A 25,374-nucleotide genomic window follows, 5' to 3' on the forward strand; every position below is an offset into this window, starting at 1 on the left:
AGCTCTTCCACCGCAAGCCGATGCCGACCTGGGGCTCCGACCTGTCGACGATCGACTTCGACAACATCAAGTACTTCGTGCGCTCGAGCGAGAAGCAGGCCACGTCGTGGGACGACCTGCCCGACGACATCAAGAACACCTACGACAAGCTCGGCATCCCCGAGGCGGAGAAGCAGCGTCTCGTCTCGGGCGTCGCCGCCCAGTACGAGTCCGAGGTCGTCTACCACTCGATCCGTGAGGACCTCGAGGAGCAGGGCGTGCTCTTCCTCGACACCGACACCGCGCTCAAGGAGCACCCGGAGCTCTTCCGGGAGTACTTCGGCACCGTGATCCCCGTCGGTGACAACAAGTTCGCGGCGCTCAACACCAGCGTGTGGTCGGGCGGCTCCTTCATCTACGTGCCCAAGGGCGTCCACGTCGACATCCCCTTGCAGGCCTACTTCCGGATCAACACCGAGAACATGGGCCAGTTCGAGCGCACGCTGATCATCGTCGACGAGGACGCCTACGTGCACTACGTCGAGGGCTGCACGGCGCCGATCTACTCCTCCGACTCGCTGCACTCGGCCGTCGTCGAGATCATCGTGAAGAAGGGCGGCCGCTGCCGCTACACGACCATCCAGAACTGGTCGAACAACGTCTACAACCTCGTCACCAAGCGCGCCGTCTGCGAGGCCGGTGCGACCATGGAGTGGGTCGACGGCAACATCGGCTCGAAGGTGACGATGAAGTACCCCGCCATCTACCTCATGGGCGAGCACGCCAAGGGCGAGACCCTGTCCATCGCCTTCGCGGGCGAGGGCCAGCACCAGGACGCGGGCGCCAAGATGGTGCACGCGGCCCCGCACACCTCGTCGAGCATCCTGAGCAAGTCGGTGGCGCGCGGTGGCGGCCGGACCTCCTACCGCGGCCTGATCCAGATCAACGAGGGCGCCTACGGCTCGAAGTCCAACGTGCTGTGCGACGCGCTGCTGGTGGATCAGATCAGCCGCTCGGACACCTACCCGTACGTCGACATCCGCGAGGACGACGTGTCGATGGGCCACGAGGCGAGCGTCTCGAAGGTCTCCGACGACCAGCTCTTCTACCTCATGTCGCGAGGCATGGAGCAGGACGAGGCGATGGCGATGATCGTCCGTGGTTTCGTGGAGCCCATTGCCAAGGAGCTGCCGATGGAATACGCCCTCGAGCTCAACCGCCTCATCGAGCTGCAGATGGAAGGGTCCGTCGGCTGAGGACCGAGGAGTGAGCCGGAGCCGGGCCGAGGAACGAGGTCCGGTGGAGGCGAGCCCCGCAGCGTCCGAAGCAAATGCACCGCGTCCGATGACGAAGAAAGAGAAGTAGTTGACCATCACTGATGCTGTTCGGTCTGCCCTCGAGGTGGACGACAAGGTGGAGTCGCACCTGAACCCGCCGGGTTCGTTCGCCGTCTCCGACAACCCGGTCCCCACCGGGCGCGAGGAGATCTGGCGCTTCACGCCGCTCAAGCGCCTGCTCGGGCTCCACGCCGATGCCGAGTTCAACCGCAGCACGATGTCGTGCACGTGGAACTCCCAGGCGGGGGTGCGCGTCGAGGGCGTCAGCGGTGACGAGGCCCGCTCCCTGCGCGGGATCAGCGGTCTCGTCCCGAACACGCGGTTCGCAGCCCGCGTCCTGGCCGAGGTCCCTTCGACACTTCTCATCGACGTGCCTGCCGAGAGCGAGCTCGCCGACCCGATCGTGGTCGAGCTCGTGGGCAAGGACGCCACCAACACCGAGGCCGGCCACGTGGCGATGCGCTTCGGCGCCCACAGCAAGGCCATCGTGGTCATCAACCACGCGGGCTCTGCTGCCATGGCGGCCGTCGTCGAGATCGTCGTGGGCGAGGGAGCCGACGTCACCGTCGTCTCGATCCAGGACTGGGCCGACGACGCCGTCCACCTCGCCCACCACCAGGCGCTGGTGGGTCGCGATGCGACGTACAAGCACGCGGCGATCTCCTTCGGTGGCGACGTGGTCCGGATGGACGCCAACGTGACGTACGACGGTCCGGGCGGCTCGGCCGAGCTGTTGGGCCTCTACTTCGCCGACGCCGGCCAGCACATCGAGCACCGGATCTTCGCCGACCACAACGCCCCGCGCACGAAGAGCAACGCGATCTACAAGGGCGCGCTGCAGGGCGAGAAGGCACACACCGTGTGGGTCGGCAACGTCCTGATCCGCAAGGTCGCCGAGGGCATCGAGACCTTCGAGGAGAACCGCAACCTCATCCTCACCGACGGCTGCCACGCCGACTCGATCCCCAATCTCGAGATCGAGACCGGTGACATCGCCGGTGCCGGCCACGCCTCGGCGACGGCCCGCTTCGACGACAACCAGCTGTTCTACCTGCAGTCACGTGGGATCTCCGAGAAGGAGTCGCAGCGCCTCGTCGTGCACGGCTTCTTCAACGACCTGATCCGCAAGGTCGGCGTCCCCTCCATCGAGGAGCGCCTCCTGGCCACCGTCGAGGCGGAGCTGGCCAAGAACGTGCTGAAGGAGGACCGATGACCTTCGTCCGCGTCTGCGCCCTGGACGAGGTGCCCACCGACCAGGCCCTCGGCGTGACCGTCGGTGACGTCGATGTCGCAATCGCCCGTGACGGTGACGAGATCTTCGCCCTCCAGGACCTCTGCTCGCACGCGGCCGTCGTCCTCTCCGAGGGTGATGTGGCCAACTGCACCATCGAGTGCTGGCTGCACGGCTCGACCTTCGACCTCCGCACCGGCAAGCCGACCACCTTCCCGGCGACCGAACCGGTCACCACCTTCCCCGTAGAAGTTCGCGAGACCGACTCCCAGGCCAGCGTCTGGGTCGACGTCGACACCACCCTGAATGGAGTGACCCCGTCATGAGCAAGCTCGAGATCACCGACCTGCACGTCACCGTCGACACGGAGGACGGCCCCAAGCAGATCCTCAAGGGCGTCACGCTGACGATCAACGACGGCGAGACCCACGCCATCATGGGGCCCAACGGGTCCGGCAAGTCGACCCTGGCCTACTCCATCGCCGGGCACCCGAAGTACACCGTCACCGGAGGCACCATCGCCCTCGACGGTGAGGACGTGCTGTCGATGTCGGTCGACGAGCGCGCCCGCGCCGGCCTCTTCCTGGCCATGCAGTACCCCGTCGAGGTCCCCGGCGTCTCGGTGTCGAACTTCCTGCGTACGGCGAAGACCGCCATCGACGGCGAGGCCCCCAAGCTCCGTACGTGGGTCAAGGACGTCAACGCCGCCCTCGCGCAGCTCGACCTCGACTCGACCTTCGGCACCCGCAACGTCAACGAGGGGTTCTCCGGCGGCGAGAAGAAGCGTCACGAGATCGCCCAGCTCGAGCTGCTCGACCCCAAGGTCGCCGTGCTCGACGAGACCGACTCGGGCCTCGATATCGACGCGCTGCGGATCGTCTCCGAGGGCGTCAACCGGTTCAAGTCCGGCGGCGACAAGGCCGTCCTGCTCATCACCCACTACACGCGGGTGCTGCGCTACATCAAGCCTGACTTCGTGCACGTCTTCGTCGACGGCAAGATCGCTGAGCAGGGCGGCCCCGAGCTGGCCGACCAGCTGGAAGCCAACGGCTACGACAAGTACACCAAGACCGCGGCGGTCTGACCATGGACGGGCTGCTTCCCGAGCTGGAAGTCATCCGCAAGGACTTCCCGATCCTCGAGCGTCAGCTCGCGGGAGGCTTCCCGCTGGTCTACCTCGACTCGGCCAACACCTCGCAGAAGCCTCAGGTCGTCATCGACACGATGGTCGACCACCTCGAGCACCACAACGCCAACATCTCCCGGGCCATGCACCAGCTCGGCTCGGAGTCGACCGAGGCGTTCGAGGCTGCGCGTGACCGCGTGGCGGCGTTCATCAAGGCGCCCGACCGCGACGAGGTGATCTTCACCAAGAACGCCACCGAGGCGCTCAACCTGGTGGCCAACTCGCTGTCGTGGGCCACGGGCGACCTGGCGGTCGCAGCAGGCGACGAGATCGTCATCACCGAGATGGAGCACCACTCCAACATCGTTCCCTGGCAGCTCCTCACCGAGCGCAAGGGCGCGAGCCTGCGGTGGTTCGGCCTCACCGACGACGGCCGGCTCGACCTGTCGAACATCGACGAGCTGATCAACGAGCGCACCAAGGTCGTCTCGTTGACCTGGGTGTCCAACATGCTCGGCACCATCAACCCCGTGGCGCGGATCGCAGCACGCGCCCACGAGGTCGGTGCCATCGTGGTCGTGGACGCCTCCCAGGCCGCTCCCCAGCTGCCCGTCGACCTGCAATCGATGGAGGGCGCCTCGCGACCCGATGTCCTCGTCTTCACCGGCCACAAGGTCGTGGGTCCCACCGGGATCGGCGTGCTGTGGGGTCGCCGTGAGGTGCTCGACGCCCTGCCCCCGTTCCACGGCGGCGGGGAGATGATCGAGACGGTGACGATGCAGCGATCGACGTACGCCCAGATCCCGCACAAGTTCGAGGCCGGCACTCCGCCGATCATCGAGGCCATCGGCCTCGGTGCGGCGGTCGACTATCTCGACCACGTCGGTCTCGACGCGATCCATGCCCACGAACAGGCGCTCACCGGCTACGCCCTCGAGGGACTCACGTCGGTGCCCGGGCTCCGCGTGCTCGGGCCGCTCGATGCCGCGTCGCGCGGGGGAGCTATCTCCTTCGAGCTCGAGGGCGTCCACCCGCACGACATCGCGCAGGTGCTCGACTCGCGTGGGATCGCCGTCCGCGCCGGACACCACTGCGCGAAGCCGGCGCACGCGCGCTTCGGCGTCCAGGCGTCGACGCGCATGTCGTCCTACCTCTACACGACCCCGACGGAGATCGACGCCCTCGTCGACGGCCTGAACTACACGCGCTCCTACTTCAAGGTGGGTTGACCCGATGGACGCCGCGCTCGACTCGCTCTACCAGGAGATCATCCTGGACCACTACAAGCACCCCCACCACGCAGGATTGAGGGGCGACCCCTCCGCTGCCGGCACTGCCGAGGTGCACCACGTCAACCCGACGTGCGGCGACGAGGTGACCCTGCGCGTCCACCTCGCCGACGGCGTGGTGTCCGACGTGTCGTACGACGCCGTGGGCTGCTCGATCTCGCAGGCCTCCACCTCGGTGATGACAGACCTGCTCATCGGCAAGTCGGTCGAGGAGGCGATGGGGATCCACCAGACCTTCCTCGAGCTCATGCAGGGCAAGGGGAAGATCGAGCCCGACGAGGACGTCCTTGAGGACGGCATCGCCTTCGCCGGCGTCGCCAAGTTCCCCGCGCGCGTCAAGTGCGCCCTGCTCTCGTGGATGGCGTGGAAGGACGCGACCTCCCAGACCCTCTCAAAGGAGAACTCATGACCCTGGACAACACCGCCAAGCTCGACAACAGCGACCTGCCCGACGTCCCGGCGACCGGGGGCGGCTCGACCGTCACCGTCGAGGACGTCACCGAGGCGATGAAGGACGTCGTCGACCCCGAGCTCGGCATCAACGTCGTCGACCTCGGCCTCGTCTACGACGTGCACCTCGACGAGGCGTCCAACGTCGTCCTCGACATGACGTTGACCTCGGCCGCCTGCCCGCTCACCGACGTCATCATGGACCAGACCAACGCCGCCCTCGAGGGCCTGGTCAACGACGTCGCGGTCAACTGGGTCTGGATGCCGCCGTGGGGTCCGGACAAGATCACCGACGACGGACGCGAGCAGTTGCGGGCACTCGGCTTCAACGTCTGAGCCGCATGCGCTTCACCGAGCACGAGCTCACCGTCGCCGTCACGTCCGCGGCCAGGACGGTGGCGGTCGCGCGCCAGCGAGGGGTCCGCCGACGCGCCGGCGGCGTCGAGGAGACGTGGGCCGCGATGAGCCCCTACGAGCGCTACCAGGTGCTGGAACCGGTGGGCAGTCAGGTCCTGCCGGTGCTTGTCGCGCTCCCGGACGTGGTGGTCGCACCCGGGACCCGGCCCAGCTTCACCGACGCCCAGATGCTCGCGGCGGTCGAAGAGACCCTCGGGGAGGCCGGGGGGCGCCTGCGCCGCAAGGTCGTCGTGGCGGCCCGGCTCGCGCTGGTCCGCTCCGCCCTGGCGCAGCTTCCGCCCCGTCAGGATCCTGACGCAGTGGTGACTGACTCCCCGTGAGTGTGGTCTCCACCTGAGTCGAGTGATGAGCGGCGTCGCGGTTGGAGCCACTTGGTCACTGGACTGGGCGGAGAAGAGGTCAGCCCACTGGGGCTAGGCTCCGCACATGAATGACGACGTGATCGGCAACTTCTGGGAGCTGGCGCGTTTCCACGCCAAGCTGAACGTCGCTCCGTCCTACTTCGGCCCGACCACGCTCGAGGTCGTCCGCCCACCCGCCTGGTCCTACGGCGAGACGCCGGCCGAGGCCGACGAGTTCGTGGCCCGCATCAAGGGCGATCAGCGCCTCTCGACGTCGACCCCCGCGTCGGCGTACGACGAGGTGGGACACGAGGAGGACACCGCGCTCCCGGTCCCTGGCGCCCTGTCGATCCTGTGCAACGGCGCCGGTCATCCGGTCGCGCTGCTCGAGACGGAGCGGGTCGAGGTCGGAGCGGACGTGGTGGAGTACTTCCGCGTGGTCTACCACGGCGAGGGTTAGGCACGCCTGATGGAACGCAGGACCTATCTCCTCATCGACGGGGAGAACATCGACGCCACCCTGGGCAACGCGATCCTCGGTCGACGCCCGCGACCTGAGGAGCGTCCTCGCTGGGACCGACTGCTCGAGTGGAGCGAACGGGCCTTCGACCAGCCGGTGACGGGGTTGTTCTTCCTCGCTGCCGGCACCGAGATGCCGACCACGTTCGTCCAGGCCCTGATCGCGATCGGCTTCAAGCCGGTGCCGCTCAGTGGCGCCGGCAAGGTCGTCGACATCGCGATCCAGCGGACCGCGGAGGCGCTGGTCTCTCGCGACGCCGACGTCATCCTGGCCAGCCACGACGGTGACTTCGTCGACCAGGTCTCCGACCTGTGCGACGGCAGCCGCCAGGTCGGCATCGTCGGTTTCGGGGAGTTCGTCAACAGTGCCTTCCGCGGGCTGCCGGGGCTGCGCATCATCGACCTCGAGCACGACGTGGGGGCATTCAACGCACCCCTGCCCCGAGTCAGGGTCATCCCGATCGACGAGTTCGACCCGCTCGAATTCATCTGAGCATGCCGATCGTCCTGGTCCCCACCGAGCGCCTGCCGCGCTGGGTGGACAACTTCGTCGCGCGCCACGGTGCCGCGGCCCTCTCCGTAGAACACGGCGCTCTCCGTGGCGCCGCCGAAGACGGGTCGACGTTCGTCGCGCGGTTGCCGTTCGGTTCGTCGTACGCCGACGTGCCCGAGGTCGCTGCCTTCGTGGCAGCCGCTGAGGCGCCGGGGGAGTGGGGCGTGCTGCTGGTCCGCAAGGGCGGGTTCGCCGTGGCCCGCCTCGAGGGTGCCCGGATGGTGGAGCACAAGATCGGGCAGCGGCACGTGCAGGGCCGGACCAAGGCGGGCGGCCAGAGCCAGCAGCGGTTCGCCCGGCGCCGGGGCAACCAGGCCCGCCAGGCCTACGAAGCGGCCGCCGACCACGCCGCGCGCATCCTGAGCCCGGGGCGGCTCGTGGCCGGCGGAGACCGCCCCGCGGTCGAGGAGGTGCTCACCGACCCCCGGCTTCAGGGGCTGGTCGTCGTGGAGCCGTGGCTTGCGGTGCCCGATCCGCGCCGGGCGGTGCTCGACCAGGCCATCGTCGACGCCCGGTCGATCGCCGTGGACGTCACCAACGCCTGAGGTCCGAGATCCGGGTCCCACATCGGCTAGCGTCAGCGCCATGTGGCAGCCCGAACCCGGATGGCACCGACTGCCCGGCAGTGGCAGCCCCTCGGCGTACGGCGTCTGGCTGGCCCGCGAGGGAGACGCCGAGGTGGTCGTCAAGCGGCTCGTCGCCCCGGCCGCGGGCGACCTTCCCGAGCTGTCAGACTGGCGCTCCCCGGCATGGTGGGAGCGGGAGCCGCAGGTGGCGCTGCACGGTCTCGTCGTCGCCACCGACGGACTCCGCGGCCCTGCTGCCCGACGCGTCGAGGAGGACAGTGAGGGCATCACCATGGTTCTCGAGCGGGTCACCGACTCCGCCAACCCCGGACTGTTCGTCGCCCGTGCCCTGGGCCGGTTCGCCCGGACGCCCCCGCCGGACGTGCCCTGGCTCGCGCGCCACCAGCTGCGCGAGCGGCTGGCCCGGATCGAGCGGCGGGGCGGGTGGCAGACCCTCGGGCGGACCACCCTCGCCGACGTGGCCGACCACCTGTGGCAGCGGCGGTCGGTGCACCTCGCCACGCTCGATGACCTGCCGCAGGTGCTCCAGCACGGGGACCCCACCCCGGCCAACCTGCCGGGACGCGACGGTGACGACGTGGTGGCGATCGACTGGAGCAACCTCGGCACCGGTGCTGTGGGTCACGACCTGGGGCTCTGGGCGCTGACGGTGCGCGAGGACTTCGAGCCGCTGCTTGCGGCGTACGCCGAAGGGCTGGCCGATCCCGCGCAGGCGGAGGCCGCCGCCGGCGCCCGGATCGCGGCCGTCTACACGGCGCTGAGCCGACTCGACTGGGCGCTGCAGCGGGTGGCCGACGGGGAGGGTGCGCTGGCGGGGAAGTACTCCCACCCCAGCGTCGCCCCCTACGTCATCTCCATGCAGCGACAGGCCACCCAGATCGAGGCCCTGCTGGGCTGAGCCTCAGAGCTCGCTGGCGGAGAACGTGTCGCACGCCTGCAGCGTGCCCTCGTCGTAGCCGACGGTGAACCACCGCATCCGCTGCTCGGACGACCCATGGGTCCAACCGTCGGGGTTGGCGCGTTGCCCGGACTTCTCCTGGATCAGGTCGTCGCCGACCGTCTTGGCGGAGTCGAGCGCCTCGTCGATGTCGCCCTCGTCCAGGGTGATCAGCTCGCTGTCCCTGGCGTGGCGCGTCCACATGCCGGCGTAGCAGTCACCCTGGAGCTCGAGACGAACGGCGTCGGAGTCCGCACCCTGCTGGGTGCGCACCTGGCCCATGGTGCCGAGAAGGTTCTGGATGTGGTGGCCGTACTCGTGGGCCAGCACGTAGGGCTCGACGAAGTCGCCACCCTGCCCGCCCAGCTGACCTTCCAGCACACTGGCGAAGAACGTCGTGTCGAGGTAGATCCCTCGGTCGACGGGGCAGTAGAACGGGCCGACGTCGGAAGTGGCCTGCCCGCAGCCGGTGTCGACACCGCCGCTGAAGGTCTTGGTGGCGGCGGGCGCGAGCTCGGGCCCACCTTGCTCGGGCAGGGTCTTGGCCCAGTACTGCTCGAGCGACAAGAGCACGGCCTTGCGCGCGCAGTCGACGTCCTCATTGGCGTCCTCGCCCGTCTTGCAGTTCTCGTAGCGGTCGCTGTCGCCCTCGAGGCCCTGTGGCTGGCCCTGCTGGCCCTGCGGATCGATGCCGAGCCCGCCTCCCGAGGTTCCGCCGCCGACGCACTGGCTCAGCACCAGGAACAGCACGATGATCAGGATGCCGCCGAGGCCCCCGCCTGCGCGGGTCCCGCCGGGGATGGGCAGGCGCATGCCGCCGCCACCGCCCCCGAAGCCACCGCCGCCCCCGCGACCGGCGTCACTGACACGACCTCTGCTGATGGTGGCCTTGGGATTGAACCGCATGTGGGAAGCCTTTCCGAGCGAGCCGAGCGTGCGTGTCTCCTGCGCAGGCTAACGGCTCAGGGGCAGGACCGCCGGGACGTGACCTCCGCAGGGGTGAACGTCCACGATGACAGGGATGGGTGGCCACACCGGTATCCTGACGGCCTCATGATCAACGCCCAGCAGCTCGAGGTCCGCGCGGGCGCCCGCCTCCTCATGGAAGACGTCAGCTTCCGCATCGCCTCCGGCGACAAGGTGGGTCTTGTCGGGCGCAACGGCGCCGGCAAGACCACGCTCACCAAGATCCTGGCCGGCGAGGCCCAGCCCGCCGCGGGCAAGGTCATCACGTCGGGCGAGGTCGGCTACCTTCCGCAGGATCCGCGGATCGGCGACCCCGAGGTCCTGGCCCGCGACCGCATCCTGTCGGCTCGTGGTCTCGACGACGTCGTACGCCGCATGCGTGCCGCCGAGGAGGACATGGCCAACGAGGACCCGGCGATCCACGAGCGCGGGATGAAGCGTTGGACGCGCGCGGACGCCGACCTGCACGCCGGCGGGGGATATGCCGCCGAGTCGGAGGCCGCCCAGATCGCGAGCAGCCTCGGCATCGAGACGCGCATCCTGACGCAGCCGCTGAGGACCCTCTCCGGTGGTCAGCGCCGTCGGGTCGAGCTGGCCCGGATCCTGTTCTCCGGTGCGGAGACGCTGCTCCTGGACGAACCGACCAACCACCTCGACGCCGACTCCATCGTGTGGCTGCGCGACTTCCTGAAGTCCCACCGCGGCGGTCTGATCGTGATCAGCCACGACAACGCCCTGCTCGAGGCGACCGTCAACAAGGTCATGCACCTCGACGCCAACCGCGGGGTCATCGACGTCTACAACATGGGCTGGAGGAACTACCTCACGCAGCGCGAGACCGACGAGCGCCGTCGCAAGCGCGAGCGCGCAAACGCGGAGACCAAGGCCAAGACGCTCACTGACCAGGCCAACCGGATGCGCGCCAAGGCCAGCAAGGCCACCGCGGCCCAGTCCATGCTCAAGCGCGCCGAGAAGATGATGTCGAGCCTCGAGGGCGAGCGTCAGGCCGACAAGGTGGCGCGGATCAAGTTCCCCGCGCCTGCACCCTGCGGGAAGACGCCGATCACCGCCGAGGAGCTCTCGAAGTCCTACGGCTCGCTCGAGGTCTTCACCGACGTGGACCTGGCCATCGACAAGGGCTCACGAGTCGTCATCCTCGGCCTCAACGGCGCAGGCAAGACCACGATGCTGCGCATCCTGGCCGGGGTGGACAAGCCCGACACGGGCCGCGTCGTCCCGGGCTACGGGCTCAAGCTCGGCTACTACGCCCAAGAGCACGAGACGCTCGACACCAGCCGGACCGTCCTGGAGAACATGCAGTCCGCTGCCCCCCAGCTCACCGACAGCGACGCCCGGTCGGTGCTCGGGTCCTTCCTCTTCTCCGGTGACGACGCACACAAGCCGGCCAGCGTCCTGTCCGGCGGCGAGAAGACCAGGCTCGCACTGGCCAGCCTCGTCGTCTCGAGCGCCAACGTGCTGCTGCTCGACGAGCCCACGAACAACCTCGACCCGGCTTCCCGCGAGGAGGTGCTGGCCGCGATCCGCACCTACGAGGGCGCGATCATCCTGGTCACGCACGACGAGGGCGCGGTCCGCGCGCTCGAGCCCGACCGGGTGCTCCTTCTCCCCGACGGTGACGAGGACCTCTGGAACGAGGACTACGCCGACCTGGTCTCGCTGGCCTGACCCCTGGGACTCGGGGGTCGAACCGGGCTCGGCGCAGCTGCAGGCGCTGGTAGGGATGAAAGTCGGTCGGGAGACCGCTGACCGCGAACCACTCAAGGGCTGCGGACTGGTCGGTCACACTGGAAAGCCGGTCCTACCGGATGCGGATCTTCACCCACGTGCTGAAGGGAGAGGCCCCGACGGCGTTGGTGGCGGCGATCCGGAACCGATAGCGACCCGGCTCGAGGTCCTTGAACACGACTCGGTGGACAGTGCCCCACGTGGTCTTGTCCTTGCCGTTGCTCATCTGGATGACGTAGGCCGAGACTCGGCTGCCGTTCGAATCGGCGGTGGCCCACTTCAGGATCGCTCTCGTCTGCCGGACGACGACACGAGGCGCCTCCATCCTGCTGGGCGCCGTTGCGGCAGCCGGAGGTGCGGGAGCCTCGGGGGTCACCGGGGTGGCGGCAGGGCTGACCGGATCGGCGGGTGCGGACGGTTGGCTGTCGCCCACGGTGTTGGTGGCGGTCACGATGAAGGTGTAGGCCGTGCCGTTGGTCAGGCCGGTGACGGTGCAGGTGGTGGCGCCGGTCGTGGTGCAGCTCTGCCCGCCGGGGTGGCTGGTCACGGTGTAGGCGGTGACCGGGGAACCGTTGGCGCCGGTTGGCACCCACCAGACGAGCGCCTGGCTGTCGCCGCGGACTGTGGACGGCGGGGTTGGCCTGGCCGGCACTCCTGCCGGGGTGGCGGGCCCGGAGGACTCCGATGGTCCGCTGTCGCCGACGGTGTTGGTGGCGGTCACAGCGAAGGTGTACGACGTCCCGTTGCTGAGCCCGGTGACGGTGCAGGTGGTGGCACCGGTGGTGGTGCAGGTCTTGTCGCCGGGGGTTGAAGTCACGGTGTAGCCGGCGACCCGGGAGCCGTTGGCGTCGGGTGCGGTCCAGGTCACTCGGGCTGTCGTGTCGCCGCGAACCGCTGTGGGTGCGGCTGGCTCGTCCGGGACGCCAGCCGGGGTCACCGGCTGCGACGGCTCGGACGGGTCGCTGTCACCCACGTCGTTGGTGGCGGTCACGATGAAGGTGTGGTTGGTCGAGTTGTTCAGCCCGATGACGGTGCACGTGGTGGCGCCGGTGGTGGTACAGGTCTTGTCGCCGGGGGTTGAAGTCACGGTGTAGCCGGCAACGGGGGAGCCGTTGCCGCTGACGGAATTCCAGGACACGACGGCCTGGTTGTCACCACGGGCGGCGGAAGGAGCAGCGGGCCGATCCGGGACCCCGGCGGGGGTGGCCGGCTCGGACGCGTCGGACGGCTCGCTGTCGCCCATGCCGTTGGTGGCGATCACCACGAAGGTGTAGGCAGTGCCGTTGGTGAGGCCGGTGAAGGTGCAGCCCGTGAAGGTGGTGCACCTCATCCCCCCGGGGCTGCTGATCTCGGTGAAGCCCGTGACAGGGGAGCCGTTGCCGCTCGTGGCGGTCCACGTCACCCTCGCCTGGTGGTCGCCGCGGGACACCGAAGGAGCGGCGGGCTTGTCCGGGACCCCGGCCGGCGTGACCTGGCTGGAGGGCTCGGAAGGCACGCTGTCGCCCTCGCTGTTGGTGGCGACCAGCGCGAAGGAGTAGGCCGTGGCGTTGGTCAAGCCGGTGACGGAGCAGCCGGTTGCGCCCGTGGTGCTGCACGTCTTGCCGCCAGGTGTGCTGGTGACGGTGTAGCCGGTCACGGGGGAGCCGTTGGCGCCGGTGGGAATCCAGGACACGTCCGCCTCGGTGTTCCCGCGGACGGCGACTGGTGCCGCCGGCTTGAGCGGGACGCCGGCCGCGCTGACAGGGTCGGCCGGCTCGGACGGTTCGCTGTCACCGACGGTGTTCGAGGCGGTCACGACGAAGGTGTAGGCAGTGCCGTTGGCCAGAGCGGTGACGGAACAGGCGGTGGCGCCAGTGGTGCTGCAGGTCTTCGCGCCAGGGATGCTGGTGACGGTGTAGCCGGTGACGGGTGAGCCGTTGCCAGCGGCGGCGGTCCAGGACACGTTCGCCTGCTTGTCGCCGCGAACGGCGACCGGTGGGGCGGGCTTGAAGGGAACTCCGGCGGGGGTGACGGTGCCGGAGGGCTCGGACGGCGGACCCTCACCCGCGTTGTTGGTCGCGGTCACGACAAAGGTGTAGGCCGTGCCGTTGGTCAGGCCGGGAATGGTGCAGCTGGTGGCGCCGGTGGTGCTGCAGCTCATCCCGCCCGGGATGCTGGTGGCTGCGTAGCCCGTCACCGCGGTGTGGTTGCCGGTGACGGCGCTCCAGGAGACGGTGGCCTGCTTGTCGCCGCGGACCCCGCTGACAACGCTGGGCGGGTTGGGGGCGGAGTCGGGCGTGTCGTTGATGACCAGCAGCGTCGGCCAGGTGCCGCTGGTCACCTGCGGGCGGGGGGTGCTCTGGTTGCCGAGCGCGTCACTCAGGATCCCGAAGTTCCTCGCTGTCCACTGTCCGGGCGCCGCAGTCATGGGGAAGGGCAGCGTCACGCGCCAGACACCGTCGTGAGGGGTTCCTGACACCCGGGTCATGAAGGTGTTGAACACCTGCTGGGTGGTGGCGTCGCTGTCGAGGCCGAACAACACCTGGTTGTTGACCCCGGTGATGTCGTCGGTGATGTGGGCCTCCAGGACCACGGTCTTGCTTGCGAAGGTCACGTCCGCGGTCGCCGAGGACAAGGTCGCGCTCTGCACCACTGGAGGCATGGTGTCGGGCATGTCGTTGGCCACCGTGAGCGTGGGCCAGGAGCCGGTGGCCACTGGCGGGAAGTTGATCCGGTTGCCAGCCTCGTCGCGGAAGACTCCGAAGTTCCGCGCGGTCCACGTCCCCGTGGCCGCGTGCCTGGGGATCGTGAGGGTGACGCGCCAGACCCCGTCCAGCGGGGTGCCAGAGACGCGGGTCATGAACGTGTCCAGCGCCTGCTGGGTGGTGGTGTCGCTGTCGAGGCCGAACAGGACCTGCGGGTGGACACCGGAGAGGTCGTCGGTGATGTGCGCCTCCAGCACCACGGTCTGGGCACCTGTGCTCACGTCCACTGTGGTCGAGGAGAGCGTCGCGCTCTGGACGACCGGCGCGGCGACGTCGTCTGCGGCGATCGCCCGACCGCCCGGGACGAGCAAAGCGGCAATGACAGCGGTGGCGATCGACGCGCGCGCAGAGAACCGGAGGTAGGACGACACGGGGACTCCTAGGTCGAGCGCGACGACGACCCCCGGACGACGTGGAACGTCGCGGCGGGAGAGAGAAGGTCGGGCGAGGGGGCGGTGCGACCGACCAGACCTCCCGATCCAGCGTCAGGAGTGGTCGGTCGTGCGTCGCCGAGTGTGGCACGGCTGCGACCGGGAGGTGTCCGATCAGCGATATTCATCCAGAACCGTTTGGGGTTCGCCCCGCAGTGCGCCCGTCCCAGGCGTCGACAGCCCTGAGACACTGCGGGCATGACGCTCCCCGATCTGGCCGCCGTCGGCCTCGACTACTCCGTGGCCGGCCCGGTCGCGACCATCACGCTCGACCGTCCCGACGTACGCAACGCCCAGACACCGGCCATGTGGCGCGCGCTGGCAGCGATCGGCCGCGAGATCCCCGACGACGTGAGGGTCGTGGTCGTGACCGGGAGGGGCGAGACGTTCTCGGCCGGGCTGGACCGCGCGATGCTCGACCCGGCGACGCACGGTCAGGAGAGCGTCATCGGGCTGCTCTCGCTCAGCGACGAGGAGGCGTCAGCTGCGATCGACGAGTTCCAGCGGGGTTTCACCTTCCTGCGCGAGCCGCGCTTCGTCTCGGTGGCGGTGGTCCGGGGGTACGCGATCGGCGCCGGGTTCCAGCTCGCCCTGTCCTGCGACCTGCGGGTGGTGGCCGACGACGCCCAGTTCTCGATGAAGGAGTCGGCGCTCGGCCTGGTGCCCGACCTGACGGGAACAAAGCCCCTCGTCGAGAGCGTTGGATACGCCAGGGCACTCGAGATCTGCGCCACGGCCCGGATGGTCGGGGCGCGTGAGGCTGTCGACATCGGACTGGTCAACATGGCCGTCCCGGTCGCCGACCTCGACGCCACGGTGGCTGATCTCGTCGCCGCCCTGGCCGCACCGATGGCTGATGTGGTCTCCGAGACCAAGACGTTGCTGCAAGGGGCCGCTGACCGTGACCTCGACGAGCAACGACGACTGGAGCGGGAAGCGCAGATACGCCGCTTCCGTGCTCTGGCAGACGCCTTCGCAGGCTGACAGGACGCACGTATGTCGATGATGGGACCCGGCGGCGGGGGGCCGCCCTGGCGCCACCTCCGCTCCGACCGGACCGTCGTCGACGAGCGGATCGAGCGGCACACGGTCTGGCGGGTGCTGACCTTCGCGCGCCCGCACCGCAGGGCGATCCTGGCCTTCCTGATGGTCACGATCGCGAGCGCCGGCCTGGTCGTCGTACCTCCACTGCTGCTCAAGCAGATCCTGGACAAGGGCATCGCGTCGGGCGACACCGAGCTGGTGATCTGGCTCGCCGTGGCAGTCGCAGTGGTCGCGGTCGTGGACTCCGCGCTCGGGCTGCTCGGCGGCTACCTCTCCAGCAGGATCGGTGAGGGACTCATCTTCGACCTGCGCACCCAGGTCTTCGCCCACGTCCAACGACAGTCCCTGGCGTTCTTCACCCGCACCCAGACCGGGGCCCTGGTCAGCCGTCTCAACAACGACGTCATCGGCGCCCAGCGTGCGTTCACGTCCACGCTGTCAGGCACGGTCGCCAACGTCATCTCGGCGGTCGTCGTCGGCATCACCATGTTGGCGCTGAGCTGGCAGGTGACGGTGGTCTGCCTGATGCTTTTCCCGCTGCTGCTGCTGACGTCGCGGTGGGTCAGCAACCGGCTCGCTGGTCTGACCCGCGAGCAGATGGACGGCAACGCCGACCTCGGCAACGCGATGACGGAGCGGTTCAACGTCGGCGGCGCCATGCTCCTGAAGCTGTTCGGCCGTCGCGACACCGAGGACAGGATGTACGCCGAGAAGGCGGCCGTCGTGCGCGACCTGGGGGTGAGGATCTCACTGCTCACCCGGATCTTCTTCGCGGCGATGACGTTGCTGCCGGCGCTGGCCACTGCGCTCGTCTACGGCATCGGTGGCTATCTCGCCATCCAGGGTGAGCTCTCCGTCGGCACCCTGATCGCGCTCGGCATCCTGCTCCTGCGCCTCCTCGGCCCGTTGCAGGGTCTCTCGAACGTGCGGATCGACGTCATGACGGCCCTGGTCAGCTTCGACCGTGTCTTCGAGGTCCTCGACCTGCCGTCCCTGATCGAGGAGAAGCCGGACGCAGTGGTCCTGGCCCGCAGCGCGTCGTCGCTGGAGTTCGACCACGTGGCCTTCACCTACCCCACGGCCGACGAGGTGTCGCTCGCCTCGCTGGAGAAGGTCGCTCGCAGCGAGTCGCGGCCGTCCGGTCCGGTCCTCACCGACGTCACCTTCCAGGCGGAGCCGGGCCAGATGATCGCGCTCGTCGGGCCGTCCGGTGCCGGGAAGACCACCGTCACTCACCTCGTTGCCCGGCTCTACGACGCTTCTTCCGGTGCTGTCCGGGTCGGTGGCGTCGACGTCCGCGACGTGACCCTGGAGTCACTGGAGGACGTGGTCGGCTACGTCACCCAGGACGCGCACATGTTCCACGACACCATCCGGGCCAACCTGCTGTACGCCCGCCCGGACGCGGACGACGCCCAGGTCTGGGCGGCCCTCGAGGCTGCGCAGATCGCCGCCTTGGTGGGGTCGCTGCCCGACGGCCTGGACACCGTGGTGGGGGACCGGGGCTACCGGTTGTCCGGTGGTGAGCGACAACGTCTGGCCATCGCCAGGCTGCTGCTCAAGGCACCCGCCATCGTGGTCCTCGACGAGGCGACGGCGCACCTGGATTCCGAGTCGGAGGCAGCCGTGCAGCGTGCGCTCGACGCTGCCCTGGAGTCGCGTACGTCGCTCGTCATCGCCCACCGGTTGTCGACGGTCCGCAACGCCGACCTCATCCTGGTGCTGGAGAGCGGCCGGGTGGTGCAGCGCGGCACCCACGCCGAGCTCCTCGCCGAGGGTGGGCTCTACCGCACGCTCCACGACACGCAGTTCCGCGACGACACGACTCGCATAGCCTGACGCCATGGATCTGGAGCTGACCGACAAGGTCTTCATCCTCACCGGCGCCGCCCGCGGGCTGGGTCGGGCGACGGCCGAGGTGCTGGTGGCGGAGGGAGCACGGGTCGTCGTCTCGGGACGGTCGAGGGACTCCCTCGACTCGGCGGTGCAGGCACTGGGTGAGCGCGCTCGCGGTGTCGTCGCGGACAACGCCGACCCGGGCACCCCGGCCGCCCTGATGACTGCGGCTCACGATGCCTTCGGCCGCCTCGACGGTGCCCTGATCTCGGTCGGCGGGCCGCCCAAGGGCGCGGTCACGGCGATCAGCGACGAGCAGTGGTCCTCGGCCTTCGAGTCCGTCTTCCTCGGTGCGGTCCGCCTGTGCCGCGAGATCGGCCGGGCGCTGGGCGACGGGGGGTCGCTGGCGCTGGTGCTCTCGTCGAGCGTACGGGTTCCGCTCGCCGAGATGGCCGTCTCCAACGGTCTTCGTCCCGGGCTGGCGATGGTGGCCAAGACGCTCGCGGACGAGCTCGGTCCACGCGGCGTACGAGTCAACGGACTGCTGCCCGGGCGCATCGCCACCGAGCGCGTCAGCGAGCTCGACGCGTCCACCGGCGACGAGGCGGCTGCTCGGGCCGCCGCCGAGAGGACGATCCCGCTCGGCCGCTACGGCGACCCGGCGGAGTTCGGCAGGGCTGCTGCCTTCCTGCTGTCCCCGGCGGCGTCATTCCTGACCGGCGTCATGCTTCCCGTCGACGGGGGCCTGCTCCGGGCTCTGTGACCTGCGGCGCCCGCGCACCATCCCGGGTCCACCGCGCGCCTCGTCATAGGCGAGGTAGCCGAATCCGAAGAGGGCGAGCACGCCGAAGAACCACCACTGCAGGCCGTAGAAGAAGTGCGGTCCGCCGTCCTGTTCCGGCAGCTCCACTGGTTGCAGCGGCTCGGCCGCCTCGGGTGACTCCGAGCTGAGCTCCACGAAGCCCGTGACCACCTCCCGGTCCAGGGACTCCCCGATGCGCTCGCTGCTGATGGCGCGCGTGGACTGGTCGGCCACAGCAGTGCTGTCGCCGGTCGCGTCCCCCCGCGCCCAGCCCTCGATGGTCACCTCGCCGGCAGGTGGCGATGGCACGTCGTCGGGGGTGGCGCCGCGGTTGTCGGTCTCCAACCAGCCGCGGTCGACCAGCACGCTCGACCCGTCCGACAGCTCGAGGGGGACGACGACGTCCACACCCGCGGCGCCGTCGCGGGTGCGGTAGCGGACGATGACGGTGTCCTCCACTGCATAGGTGCCGGTCGCGCTGACCCGCTTCCACTCCTCTTCATCCGCCACCGGGGAGCCCGGTGCGAGCACCTCGGTGACCGGGACTGGAGGGTCGTTCTCGTTGCGCTCGATGACGGCATTGCGCGCCAGGCGGTCCTCGCGGCGGTCGAACTGCCACTCGCCGAGGCGCCAGGCGGACCAGGCGAGCGTGAGGACCACCAAAAGGAACAGCACCCACCGGCGACTGAGCAGGAACCGCAGGTTGGGCACGTCCCGAGGCTATCCGTCGGCCCCAGACGATGGGCACGCGCCTACACTGACGAGGTGCTCCCTCTTGCAGATCGATACGGCCGGGTGGCTACCGACCTGCGCGTGTCCCTGACCGACCGCTGCAACCTGCGCTGCTCCTACTGCATGCCCGCCGAGGGCCTGGACTGGCTGCCCGACGACCAGACGCTGACCGACGACGAAGTCGTCCGGCTCATCGACATCGCCGTACGCCGACTGGGAGTCACCGAGGTCCGCTTCACCGGCGGCGAGCCGCTCGTCCGCCGAGGGCTGGTCGACATCGTGCGGCGTACGCACGAGCTCGGGGTCGAGACCTCGCTGACGACGAACGCGCTGGGGCTCGCCCGCACCGCCGTGGCGCTGCGCGAGGCCGGGCTGGACCGCATCAATGTGTCCATCGACACCGTGCGCCCCGAGACCTTCCACGAGATCACGCGTCGCGACCGCTTGAAGGACGTGATCGCCGGGCTCGAGGCGGCGCGCGAGGCCGGCCTGGCTCCACTGAAGCTCAACGCCGTCCTCCTGCGCGGCACCAACGAGGACCAGGCGAGCGAGCTCCTGGCCTGGGCCCTCGAGCGAGGCTACGACCTCCGCTTCATCGAGCAGATGCCGCTCGATGCGCAGCACGGCTGGAGCCGTGCCGAGATGGTCACGGCCGACGAGATCTTCGAACAGCTCAGTGCCGACTTCACGCTCACCCCGCACGGCCAGCCCCGCGGGAGTGATCCTGCGGAGCTCTTCGACGTGGACGGCGGACCCGGCGCCGTCGGCATCATCGCGTCGGTGACCCGGCCGTTCTGCGGCGACTGCGACCGGGTCCGGCTCACCGCTGACGGCCAGATCCGCAACTGCCTCTTCGCCCGGGACGAGTCGGACCTGCGGGGCGCGATGCGAGCCGGGGCCACCGACGACGAGCTCGCCGACCGATGGGTCACCGCGATGCTCGGCAAGCGCACCGGACACGGAATCGACGACCCGTCGTTCCTGCAGCCGGATCGCCCGATGTCGGCGATCGGCGGCTGAGCGGGCTCTAGCCCGTGGGGCCGGGAACCGACGGTCCGTGCTCGACGACGTCTCGAAGGAAGCCCCGCGCCCCGAGGAAGTCGCTCAGCGACACCCGGTGGTCATCGCACGCCAGCCACGTCTTGCGGCGGTCGGGGGTGTGCAGCTTGGGGTTGTTCCACAGCAGGGCCCAGCTGGCATCTCGTGTGCACCCCTTGGCGGAGCAGATGGCCGGCTCGTCCCTCGTGACGAGCGCTTCCTGGTCAGTCACCGGACCTCGCCTCTCATGGCCGCTCGTCGACCATGGTTCGTCGCAAATAGACGGTGCCGGACAGCCACGGGGGGAGCTGCCCGGCACCAGCGACCACAGACGGGGGATGGCTGGGGTCGCAAAGTTGATTCTTGCACGATGCGATTGCGATGCCAACACGACAGGTGCGCGTGTCGGCGCGGGTCAGTTCAGCTCGCGCGCCACGCGGGTTTCGCGCAGCTCGAAGCCGTCGTCGGAGCGGGTCTGGTTGTTCGCGAGGACCACCGCCACATAGGGCAGGAGGACCGCCCCGGCCACCAGGACCCATCGCAGGAGTCCGGGTCCCACGCTCACGGCGCCGACGACACAGGCGGTGCGGACCGTCATCGAGAACAGGTAGCGGCGCTGTCGTCCGGCAAGGTCATCGGCCGCGCTCGTGCGGGCAGTGGTGATCCGCACTGACGACGAGTCCCGGGGAGGCATACCTCCACTGTACGTCGGTAGTCTCAACGGGCGGCCGGCCGACGTGGTCGTCGCTTCAGACGTCCATGAGGAGCACGCCATGTCCGATCGCACCTACCGCGTCACCGAGATCGTCGGCACCTCGCCGGACGGGATCGACCAGGCAGTGCGCAACGGCGTCGAGCGCGCCGGCAAGACGTTGCGTCACATCGACTGGTTCGAGATCACCCAGATCCGGGGCCAGGCCAAGGACGGACGGGTCGAGCACTTCCAGGTCGGGATGAAGGTCGGGTTCCGGCTCGAGGACGAATGAGATCGCACCGCTGCGGCGAGGGGTTTTCGCCTACCCCGGGGTAGGCGCTAGCGTCGTCAGGCGTGAGTGAAACCACAGCACCCGCCCCTCGGTCCGTCCTGGTCACCGGTGGCAATCGCGGCATCGGCCGCGCCATCGCGGAGGCGTTCGTCGCGGGGGGTGACAAGGTCGCGGTCACCACGCGCTCAGGAGGTGCCCCGGACGGGACTCTCGACGTGCGGTGCGACATCACCGATCCCGCCGCGGTCGAGGCCGCCTTCGCGGAGATCGAGGCCGCGCACGGAGCCGTCGAGATCTTGGTGGCCAACGCGGGCATCACCCACGACACCCTGATCCTACGGATGTCGGAGGACGACTGGTCCAGCGTGATCGACACCAACCTGACGGGTTCCTTCCGGCTGGCCAAACGTGCCGCCAAGGGCATGCTGCGCCTGCGCCGCGGCCGGATCATCTTCATCTCGTCGGTCGTCGGGCTGCTCGGCTCGGCCGGGCAGGTCAACTACGCGGCCTCCAAGGCGGGCCTGGTCGGGATGGCTCGGTCGCTGGCACGAGAGCTCGGCTCGAGGTCCATCACGGCCAACGTCGTCGCGCCCGGCTTCGTGGAGACCGACATGACAGCAGCGCTCACCGATGAGCAGAGGCAGGCGATCAAGACGCAGGTGCCGCTCGGTCGCTACGCCTCGGCAGCCGAGGTTGCCTCGGCCGTGACCTGGCTGGCGTCCGACGGCGCGGCATACGTGACAGGAGCCGTCATCCCGATTGACGGCGGACTCGGAATGGGGCACTGACATGACTGACTCCACTGGAATCCTCAGCGGCAAGACCATCCTGGTGGCGGGGGTGACGATGGACTCCTCCATCGGGTTCGCCACCGCGAAGGTCGCCCAGGAACAGGGCGCCACGGTGCTCATCTCCAACTTCGGTCGGGCGCTCAACATCACCCGACGCATCGCCAAGCGGCTGCCCGCCGACGCACCGGTCCTCGAGCTCGACGTGACCGACGAGGAGCACCTCGCCGGTCTGGTCGACCAGGTGCGCGAGCATGTCGACCACCTCGACGGAGTGGTGCACTCGATTGCCTACGGCAATCCGGCGACGCTGCTCGGCGGCAAGTTCCTCGAAGGTCCCTGGGACGACGTGGCTCAGGCCGTGCAGGTGTCGGCCTACTCGCTCAAAGCGCTCGCGGTCGCCAGCCGACCGTTGATGTCCGAGGGCGGGTCCATCGTGGGCCTCACCTTCGACGCGACCATCGCGTGGCCGGCCTACGACTGGATGGGCGTCGCCAAGGCCGCGCTGGAGTCCACCTCGCGCTACCTGGCCCGCGACCTCGGCTCGGCGGGCATCCGCTGCAACCTCGTCTCGGCGGGCCCGCTCAAGACCCTGGCAGCCAAGGCCATCCCGGGTTTCGAGGATCTCGAGTCCGCCTGGAAGGACCGTGCTCCGCTCGGCTGGGACGAGAGTGACCACGCGCCGACCGCCAAGGCCGTGTGCGCCCTGCTGAGTGACTTCTTCCCCGCGACCACCGGCGAGATCATCCACGTCGACGGTGGTTTCCACGCGATGGGCCTCTGAGCCGACAGCACCAGCGGGCGGTACGGTTCCGCCGTGACCTCCCTCGTCGAGCTACGCGTCCTGGAGGGTCCGAACCTCTACTTCCCGCGGGCAGCCATCAAGCTGACCCTCGACATCGGCACCATCGCGGACGCGTCCGACGAGACCGTGCTGCGGTTCGCGAGGCGCATCGGACTGAGCACCACACGCCCTGGAGCCCCGGGGTCGGGGTTCCGCCAGCGGTTCGCGATGCGGGCCGTCGAGCGTCTGGTCCGAGCAGTCGCTCAGGAGTCGGGCACGTCGCGGCTCGCCGTGCGGGTGCGTCCGACCGCCGAGCACAACCAGCTCGTGGTCGCGTTTCCCTGGCGCAACCGCGGACGCGCCGAGGCACTCGGCCACGCGGTGGCCCACGTGCTCGATGCGCTCCCGAGCCCCGACGTCGACGCGGCCGTGACCGCCGGCGCGGCTGAGGTCGCCGCAGCGGCCCCTGGCGCGCGCCCGACGACCATCACACCGAGGATCCCCGTGGTCGCGGTCACCGGCACCAACGGCAAGACGACCACCAGCCGGATGATCGCGCACATCGCGCAGGCGGACGGCAAGCTGGTCGGCTGGTCCAACACCGACGGCATCTACATCGACGGCGAGCTCGTCGAGGCGGGGGACTACTCCGGGCCCAGCGGGGCCGGTCGGGTGCTCGCCCACCGAGGGGTGGAGCTCGCCGTCACCGAGACCGCCCGCGGCGGCATCCTCCTCAAGGGCATCGGGCTGACCCGCAACGACGTCTCGGTGGTCACCAACGTCACCGCGGACCACCTCGGCATGCAGGGCATCGACACCGTCGACCAGCTGGCCGAGGTCAAGGCGGTCGTCCCGAGGATCACCCGGTCGTCGGGCTGGTCGGTGCTCAACGCCGACGACCCCCGGGTGCTGGCGATGCGAGCGGTGATCCGGGCGCAGCCCTGGGTGTTCTCCCGGGACCCCGACTCACCGGCGATCCGCGAGGTGCTCAACAGCGGGGGCCGCGCGACGACCGTGATCGACGGTTGGGTCACCGTGATGCGCCCGGGCGCTGATCCCGAGCCGCTCGTCGAGCTGGTCGAGGTGCCCATGACCCTGGCCGGACTGTCGCGCTTCAACGTCGAGAACACCCTGGCCGCGGCGTCGGGCGCCCTGGCGATCGGCATTTCCTGGCAGTCGGTCGTCACTGGGCTGAAGTCGTTCCTGCCGGACGCCGAGCACAACCCGGGCCGGATGAACTTCTTCTCGTTGCCCGGTGAGGTCACCGTGGTCATGGATCTTGCGCACAACGAGGCGGGACTGGAGGCGCTGCTCGAGATCATGCAGGGCGTACGCCGTCCAGGATCTCGGGTCCTGCTCGGGCTCGGCGCCGTCGGTGACCGGACCGACGAGCTCATCGACGCCCTGGGTGAGATCGGGGCCAAGGGCAGCGACGTGGTCGCGATCGGGCACAAGCAGCACTACCTGCGCGGCCGCACGATGGACGAGATCGACGTCCTGCTGCGGGCCGGGGCCGCGCGCGTCGGTGTCGTCGACATCGAGACCTACGACACCGAGGTCGCCTGCCTGGCGGCGCTGGTGGAGGGGGCGGAGGTCGGCGACGTCGTGGGGCTCATGTGCCATGCCGAGCGCCAGGCGGCGTACGACTGGATCGAGGCGCACGGGGGCATCGCCGACGACCCGGAGACCCTGGCCACGAAGGTGCGGGTCGTGCGGGGCTGATCCGCCCGAGGAGGTTCAGGTGTCGCCGCGGTCGATCTGCTCGCCCGGCGCACCGATGTCCAGGTCCCCCTCCACGATCATCGCGACGAGACCGCCGTCCGTGCGCGTCTCGTGCGCCTCGCCGGGCTCCCACACGGCCGCCTGGCCGACGCTGACCGTGCGCACGACGCCGTCGTGCCCGGAGACCTGGGCCTCGCCGGAGAGGACGACGAGCAGCTGCCTCCCCTCAGCCGGGTGGCGTCCGATCACGCCCCGGGGGCCCAGGGTCACCGCCACGAGGTGGGCGTCGGCGCAGATCCCGAAGGCGCCCACGGAGAAGCCCTTGCTCTGGTGCGCCTCGATGGGCCGGTGCGGCAGGTCGGCCAGGGCCAGGATGCGCACTCAGGGGCCCGCAGGCGGCGTGTAGTCGGGGTCGGCGGCCGGGGCCTCGTCGTTGATGCCCGAGCCGGCCTGCGCCCGCGAGGACCAGTCCTCCAGCTCGCTCATCACCTCGCCGTGCTTGTCGACGCAGACCACGACCAGGTCCCCGCGGTTGGCGCGGCTCATCGCGTGGCGGACGGCGGAGATCTCGTCGAGGACCTCCTCCACCTGGCGGCAGCGCGCGCCCTCGGCCATGGCGGTTCGAAGTCCCTCAAGCACGAAGCTCGCCACCTCGCCACGTTCGCGACCGCGGAGGGCGACGTCCTCGCGCACGATGCAGACGTCGAAGTGCTGAGCGGCGATGTGCCCGAGCTCGCGCATGTCCTCGTCACGCCGATCACCCGCGGTGGCGATGATGCCGATGCGCGAGGGGCGGGCGAGGTCGTGCGAGGACTCCAGCGACTCGCCGAGGCGGTCGACGAAGTCGCCGAGCGCCTTCATGCCGGGCGCGTTGTGACAGTAGTCCACGATGACGTTGACCCCGTTGACCTCGACCTCGTTGAGGCGGCCGGGGGAGAGGTAGTAGCTCGTGGAGAAGGTGCGCAATCCCTGCCGGATGTCGTGCAGGG

28 protein-coding genes are annotated in these 25,374 nt (G+C 69.5%); 21 read left to right on the forward strand and 7 right to left on the reverse strand.

Going from position 1 to position 25,374, the window contains the following annotated elements:
- From sufB to JWN68_RS02310, 12 genes are all read left to right on the forward strand, one after another.
- Positions 1 to 1,235 (forward strand): Fe-S cluster assembly protein SufB (sufB, locus tag JWN68_RS02255; protein WP_297734056.1); only part of this gene is annotated, 1,235 nt, incomplete at its 5' end.
- A 109-nt stretch (positions 1,236 to 1,344) separates the two neighbouring features.
- The gene (gene sufD / locus JWN68_RS02260; protein ID WP_297734058.1) at positions 1,345 to 2,529 is read left to right on the forward strand and encodes a Fe-S cluster assembly protein SufD; all 1,185 of its coding nucleotides are present in this window, start codon (positions 1,345 to 1,347) and stop codon (positions 2,527 to 2,529) included.
- The gene (locus tag JWN68_RS02265) at positions 2,526 to 2,873 is read left to right on the forward strand and encodes a non-heme iron oxygenase ferredoxin subunit (protein WP_297734060.1); all 348 of its coding nucleotides are present in this window, start codon (positions 2,526 to 2,528) and stop codon (positions 2,871 to 2,873) included. Before sufD ends, JWN68_RS02265 begins: the two co-directional genes overlap by 4 nt.
- Positions 2,870 to 3,631 carry a Fe-S cluster assembly ATPase SufC gene (gene sufC / locus JWN68_RS02270; RefSeq protein WP_297734062.1) on the forward strand — a complete coding sequence of 254 codons (762 nt, stop codon included), beginning with the start codon at positions 2,870 to 2,872 and terminating at the stop codon, positions 3,629 to 3,631. The genes JWN68_RS02265 and sufC overlap by 4 nt, the downstream gene beginning before the upstream one ends.
- A 2-nt stretch (positions 3,632 to 3,633) precedes the next feature.
- Positions 3,634 to 4,902, forward strand: a complete 1,269-nt coding sequence (locus tag JWN68_RS02275) for a cysteine desulfurase (RefSeq protein WP_297734064.1) — start codon at positions 3,634 to 3,636, stop codon at positions 4,900 to 4,902.
- A 4-nt stretch (positions 4,903 to 4,906) separates the two neighbouring features.
- Positions 4,907 to 5,371 carry a Fe-S cluster assembly sulfur transfer protein SufU gene (gene sufU / locus JWN68_RS02280; RefSeq protein ID WP_297734066.1) on the forward strand — a complete coding sequence of 155 codons (465 nt, stop codon included), beginning with the start codon at positions 4,907 to 4,909 and terminating at the stop codon, positions 5,369 to 5,371.
- On the forward strand, positions 5,368 to 5,748 hold the full coding sequence (locus JWN68_RS02285) for a metal-sulfur cluster assembly factor (protein WP_297734069.1): 381 nt from the start codon (positions 5,368 to 5,370) through the stop codon (positions 5,746 to 5,748). The genes sufU and JWN68_RS02285 overlap by 4 nt, the downstream gene beginning before the upstream one ends.
- A 5-nt stretch (positions 5,749 to 5,753) precedes the next feature.
- On the forward strand, positions 5,754 to 6,149 hold the full coding sequence (locus JWN68_RS02290) for a hypothetical protein (RefSeq protein WP_297734072.1): 396 nt from the start codon (positions 5,754 to 5,756) through the stop codon (positions 6,147 to 6,149).
- Between the two features lie 106 nt (positions 6,150 to 6,255).
- Positions 6,256 to 6,630 carry a hypothetical protein gene (locus tag JWN68_RS02295; RefSeq protein WP_297734075.1) on the forward strand — a complete coding sequence of 125 codons (375 nt, stop codon included), beginning with the start codon at positions 6,256 to 6,258 and terminating at the stop codon, positions 6,628 to 6,630.
- Between the two features lie 9 nt (positions 6,631 to 6,639).
- Positions 6,640 to 7,182 carry an NYN domain-containing protein gene (locus tag JWN68_RS02300; RefSeq protein ID WP_297734078.1) on the forward strand — a complete coding sequence of 181 codons (543 nt, stop codon included), beginning with the start codon at positions 6,640 to 6,642 and terminating at the stop codon, positions 7,180 to 7,182.
- A 2-nt stretch (positions 7,183 to 7,184) separates the two neighbouring features.
- Positions 7,185 to 7,787 carry an acVLRF1 family peptidyl-tRNA hydrolase gene (locus JWN68_RS02305; RefSeq protein ID WP_297734081.1) on the forward strand — a complete coding sequence of 201 codons (603 nt, stop codon included), beginning with the start codon at positions 7,185 to 7,187 and terminating at the stop codon, positions 7,785 to 7,787.
- A gap of 40 nt (positions 7,788 to 7,827) precedes the next feature.
- The gene (locus tag JWN68_RS02310) at positions 7,828 to 8,727 is read left to right on the forward strand and encodes a phosphotransferase (RefSeq protein WP_297734084.1); all 900 of its coding nucleotides are present in this window, start codon (positions 7,828 to 7,830) and stop codon (positions 8,725 to 8,727) included.
- 3 nt (positions 8,728 to 8,730) lie between these two features.
- Here JWN68_RS02310 and JWN68_RS02315 read toward each other — a convergent pair whose 3' ends face one another.
- Positions 8,731 to 9,672, reverse strand: a complete 942-nt coding sequence (locus JWN68_RS02315) for a neutral zinc metallopeptidase (protein WP_297734088.1) — start codon at positions 9,670 to 9,672, stop codon at positions 8,731 to 8,733.
- A 147-nt stretch (positions 9,673 to 9,819) separates the two neighbouring features.
- Between JWN68_RS02315 and JWN68_RS02320 the strand changes: the two genes are divergently transcribed.
- Positions 9,820 to 11,418: an ABC-F family ATP-binding cassette domain-containing protein gene (locus JWN68_RS02320; protein WP_297734091.1), complete on the forward strand. Its 1,599-nt coding sequence runs from the start codon at positions 9,820 to 9,822 to the stop codon at positions 11,416 to 11,418.
- Positions 11,419 to 11,551: 133 nt separating this feature from the next.
- Here JWN68_RS02320 and JWN68_RS02325 read toward each other — a convergent pair whose 3' ends face one another.
- Positions 11,552 to 14,593: a fibronectin type III domain-containing protein gene (locus JWN68_RS02325; protein WP_297734094.1), complete on the reverse strand. Its 3,042-nt coding sequence runs from the start codon at positions 14,591 to 14,593 to the stop codon at positions 11,552 to 11,554.
- Between the two features lie 258 nt (positions 14,594 to 14,851).
- On the opposite strand from JWN68_RS02325, the gene JWN68_RS02330 reads away from it, so the two are divergent.
- Genes JWN68_RS02330 through JWN68_RS02340 form a run of 3 tightly spaced genes read left to right on the forward strand, consistent with a single transcriptional unit; the run spans position 14,852 to position 18,296 of the window.
- Positions 14,852 to 15,637 carry an enoyl-CoA hydratase/isomerase family protein gene (locus tag JWN68_RS02330; RefSeq protein WP_297734097.1) on the forward strand — a complete coding sequence of 262 codons (786 nt, stop codon included), beginning with the start codon at positions 14,852 to 14,854 and terminating at the stop codon, positions 15,635 to 15,637.
- Positions 15,638 to 15,649: 12 nt separating this feature from the next.
- A complete protein-coding gene (locus tag JWN68_RS02335) occupies positions 15,650 to 17,536 on the forward strand; it encodes an ABC transporter ATP-binding protein (protein WP_297734100.1) in 1,887 nt (628 codons plus the stop codon).
- Positions 17,537 to 17,540: 4 nt separating this feature from the next.
- Positions 17,541 to 18,296: an SDR family oxidoreductase gene (locus JWN68_RS02340; protein WP_297734103.1), complete on the forward strand. Its 756-nt coding sequence runs from the start codon at positions 17,541 to 17,543 to the stop codon at positions 18,294 to 18,296.
- Here JWN68_RS02340 and JWN68_RS02345 read toward each other — a convergent pair.
- Entirely contained in the window at positions 18,240 to 19,046 is an 807-nt protein-coding gene (locus tag JWN68_RS02345; protein WP_297734105.1) for an SURF1 family protein, read from the reverse strand. The genes JWN68_RS02340 and JWN68_RS02345 overlap by 57 nt on opposite strands.
- Before the next feature lie 54 nt (positions 19,047 to 19,100).
- Here JWN68_RS02345 and moaA point away from each other — a divergent pair, with 54 nt between their 5' ends.
- Entirely contained in the window at positions 19,101 to 20,087 is a 987-nt protein-coding gene (gene moaA / locus JWN68_RS02350; protein ID WP_297734108.1) for a GTP 3',8-cyclase MoaA, read from the forward strand.
- 7 nt (positions 20,088 to 20,094) lie between these two features.
- Here the strand turns inward: moaA and JWN68_RS02355 are convergent, their stop codons facing one another.
- Together JWN68_RS02355 and JWN68_RS02360 are read right to left on the reverse strand one after the other, a co-directional pair.
- Positions 20,095 to 20,337 carry an acetone carboxylase gene (locus tag JWN68_RS02355; protein WP_297734111.1) on the reverse strand — a complete coding sequence of 81 codons (243 nt, stop codon included), beginning with the start codon at positions 20,335 to 20,337 and terminating at the stop codon, positions 20,095 to 20,097.
- 183 nt (positions 20,338 to 20,520) lie between these two features.
- Positions 20,521 to 20,799 (reverse strand): DUF3099 domain-containing protein, encoded by a 279-nt coding sequence (locus JWN68_RS02360; protein ID WP_297734114.1) that lies wholly within the window; start codon positions 20,797 to 20,799, stop codon positions 20,521 to 20,523.
- A gap of 79 nt (positions 20,800 to 20,878) precedes the next feature.
- On the opposite strand from JWN68_RS02360, the gene JWN68_RS02365 reads away from it, so the two are divergent.
- The 4 genes from JWN68_RS02365 to JWN68_RS02380 all read left to right on the forward strand — a co-directional run bounded on the left by JWN68_RS02365 (position 20,879) and on the right by JWN68_RS02380 (position 24,385).
- Entirely contained in the window at positions 20,879 to 21,091 is a 213-nt protein-coding gene (locus JWN68_RS02365; protein ID WP_297734117.1) for a dodecin, read from the forward strand.
- A gap of 62 nt (positions 21,092 to 21,153) precedes the next feature.
- Positions 21,154 to 21,879, forward strand: a complete 726-nt coding sequence (fabG, locus tag JWN68_RS02370) for a 3-oxoacyl-ACP reductase FabG (protein WP_297734119.1) — start codon at positions 21,154 to 21,156, stop codon at positions 21,877 to 21,879.
- Between the two features lies 1 nt (position 21,880).
- Entirely contained in the window at positions 21,881 to 22,663 is a 783-nt protein-coding gene (gene fabI, locus JWN68_RS02375) for an enoyl-ACP reductase FabI (protein ID WP_297734122.1), read from the forward strand.
- Positions 22,664 to 22,696: 33 nt separating this feature from the next.
- The gene (locus JWN68_RS02380; protein ID WP_297734126.1) at positions 22,697 to 24,385 is read left to right on the forward strand and encodes a Mur ligase family protein; all 1,689 of its coding nucleotides are present in this window, start codon (positions 22,697 to 22,699) and stop codon (positions 24,383 to 24,385) included.
- 15 nt (positions 24,386 to 24,400) lie between these two features.
- Here the strand turns inward: JWN68_RS02380 and JWN68_RS02385 are convergent, their stop codons facing one another.
- Positions 24,401 to 24,766: a cupin domain-containing protein gene (locus JWN68_RS02385; protein ID WP_297734129.1), complete on the reverse strand. Its 366-nt coding sequence runs from the start codon at positions 24,764 to 24,766 to the stop codon at positions 24,401 to 24,403.
- On the reverse strand, positions 24,767 to 25,374 hold a 608-nt coding region (locus JWN68_RS02390; protein ID WP_297734131.1), incomplete at its 5' end, for a cyanophycin synthetase.

This window comes from Nocardioides sp. (assembly GCF_025964975.1).
In the GTDB taxonomy this organism is placed as follows: Bacteria; Actinomycetota; Actinomycetes; order Propionibacteriales; family Nocardioidaceae; genus Nocardioides.

What these genes read in the sequence shown, in the direction of transcription:
- JWN68_RS02265 (WP_297734060.1), top strand. Translation starts at nt 2,526, where the DNA reads ATGACCTTCGTCCGCGTCTGCGCCCTGGACGAGGTGCCCACCGACCAG.
- sufC (WP_297734062.1), top strand. Translation starts at nt 2,870, where the DNA reads ATGAGCAAGCTCGAGATCACCGACCTGCACGTCACCGTCGACACGGAG.
- JWN68_RS02275 (WP_297734064.1), top strand. Translation starts at nt 3,634, where the DNA reads ATGGACGGGCTGCTTCCCGAGCTGGAAGTCATCCGCAAGGACTTCCCG.
- sufU (WP_297734066.1), top strand. Translation starts at nt 4,907, where the DNA reads ATGGACGCCGCGCTCGACTCGCTCTACCAGGAGATCATCCTGGACCAC.
- JWN68_RS02285 (WP_297734069.1), top strand. Translation starts at nt 5,368, where the DNA reads ATGACCCTGGACAACACCGCCAAGCTCGACAACAGCGACCTGCCCGAC.
- JWN68_RS02290 (WP_297734072.1), top strand. Translation starts at nt 5,754, where the DNA reads ATGCGCTTCACCGAGCACGAGCTCACCGTCGCCGTCACGTCCGCGGCC.
- JWN68_RS02295 (WP_297734075.1), top strand. Translation starts at nt 6,256, where the DNA reads ATGAATGACGACGTGATCGGCAACTTCTGGGAGCTGGCGCGTTTCCAC.
- JWN68_RS02300 (WP_297734078.1), top strand. Translation starts at nt 6,640, where the DNA reads ATGGAACGCAGGACCTATCTCCTCATCGACGGGGAGAACATCGACGCC.
- JWN68_RS02305 (WP_297734081.1), top strand. Translation starts at nt 7,185, where the DNA reads ATGCCGATCGTCCTGGTCCCCACCGAGCGCCTGCCGCGCTGGGTGGAC.
- JWN68_RS02310 (WP_297734084.1), top strand. Translation starts at nt 7,828, where the DNA reads ATGTGGCAGCCCGAACCCGGATGGCACCGACTGCCCGGCAGTGGCAGC.
- JWN68_RS02315 (WP_297734088.1), bottom strand. Translation starts at nt 9,672, where the DNA reads ATGCGGTTCAATCCCAAGGCCACCATCAGCAGAGGTCGTGTCAGTGAC.
- JWN68_RS02320 (WP_297734091.1), top strand. Translation starts at nt 9,820, where the DNA reads ATGATCAACGCCCAGCAGCTCGAGGTCCGCGCGGGCGCCCGCCTCCTC.
- JWN68_RS02330 (WP_297734097.1), top strand. Translation starts at nt 14,852, where the DNA reads ATGACGCTCCCCGATCTGGCCGCCGTCGGCCTCGACTACTCCGTGGCC.
- JWN68_RS02335 (WP_297734100.1), top strand. Translation starts at nt 15,650, where the DNA reads ATGTCGATGATGGGACCCGGCGGCGGGGGGCCGCCCTGGCGCCACCTC.
- JWN68_RS02340 (WP_297734103.1), top strand. Translation starts at nt 17,541, where the DNA reads ATGGATCTGGAGCTGACCGACAAGGTCTTCATCCTCACCGGCGCCGCC.
- JWN68_RS02360 (WP_297734114.1), bottom strand. Translation starts at nt 20,799, where the DNA reads ATGCCTCCCCGGGACTCGTCGTCAGTGCGGATCACCACTGCCCGCACG.
- JWN68_RS02365 (WP_297734117.1), top strand. Translation starts at nt 20,879, where the DNA reads ATGTCCGATCGCACCTACCGCGTCACCGAGATCGTCGGCACCTCGCCG.
- fabI (WP_297734122.1), top strand. Translation starts at nt 21,881, where the DNA reads ATGACTGACTCCACTGGAATCCTCAGCGGCAAGACCATCCTGGTGGCG.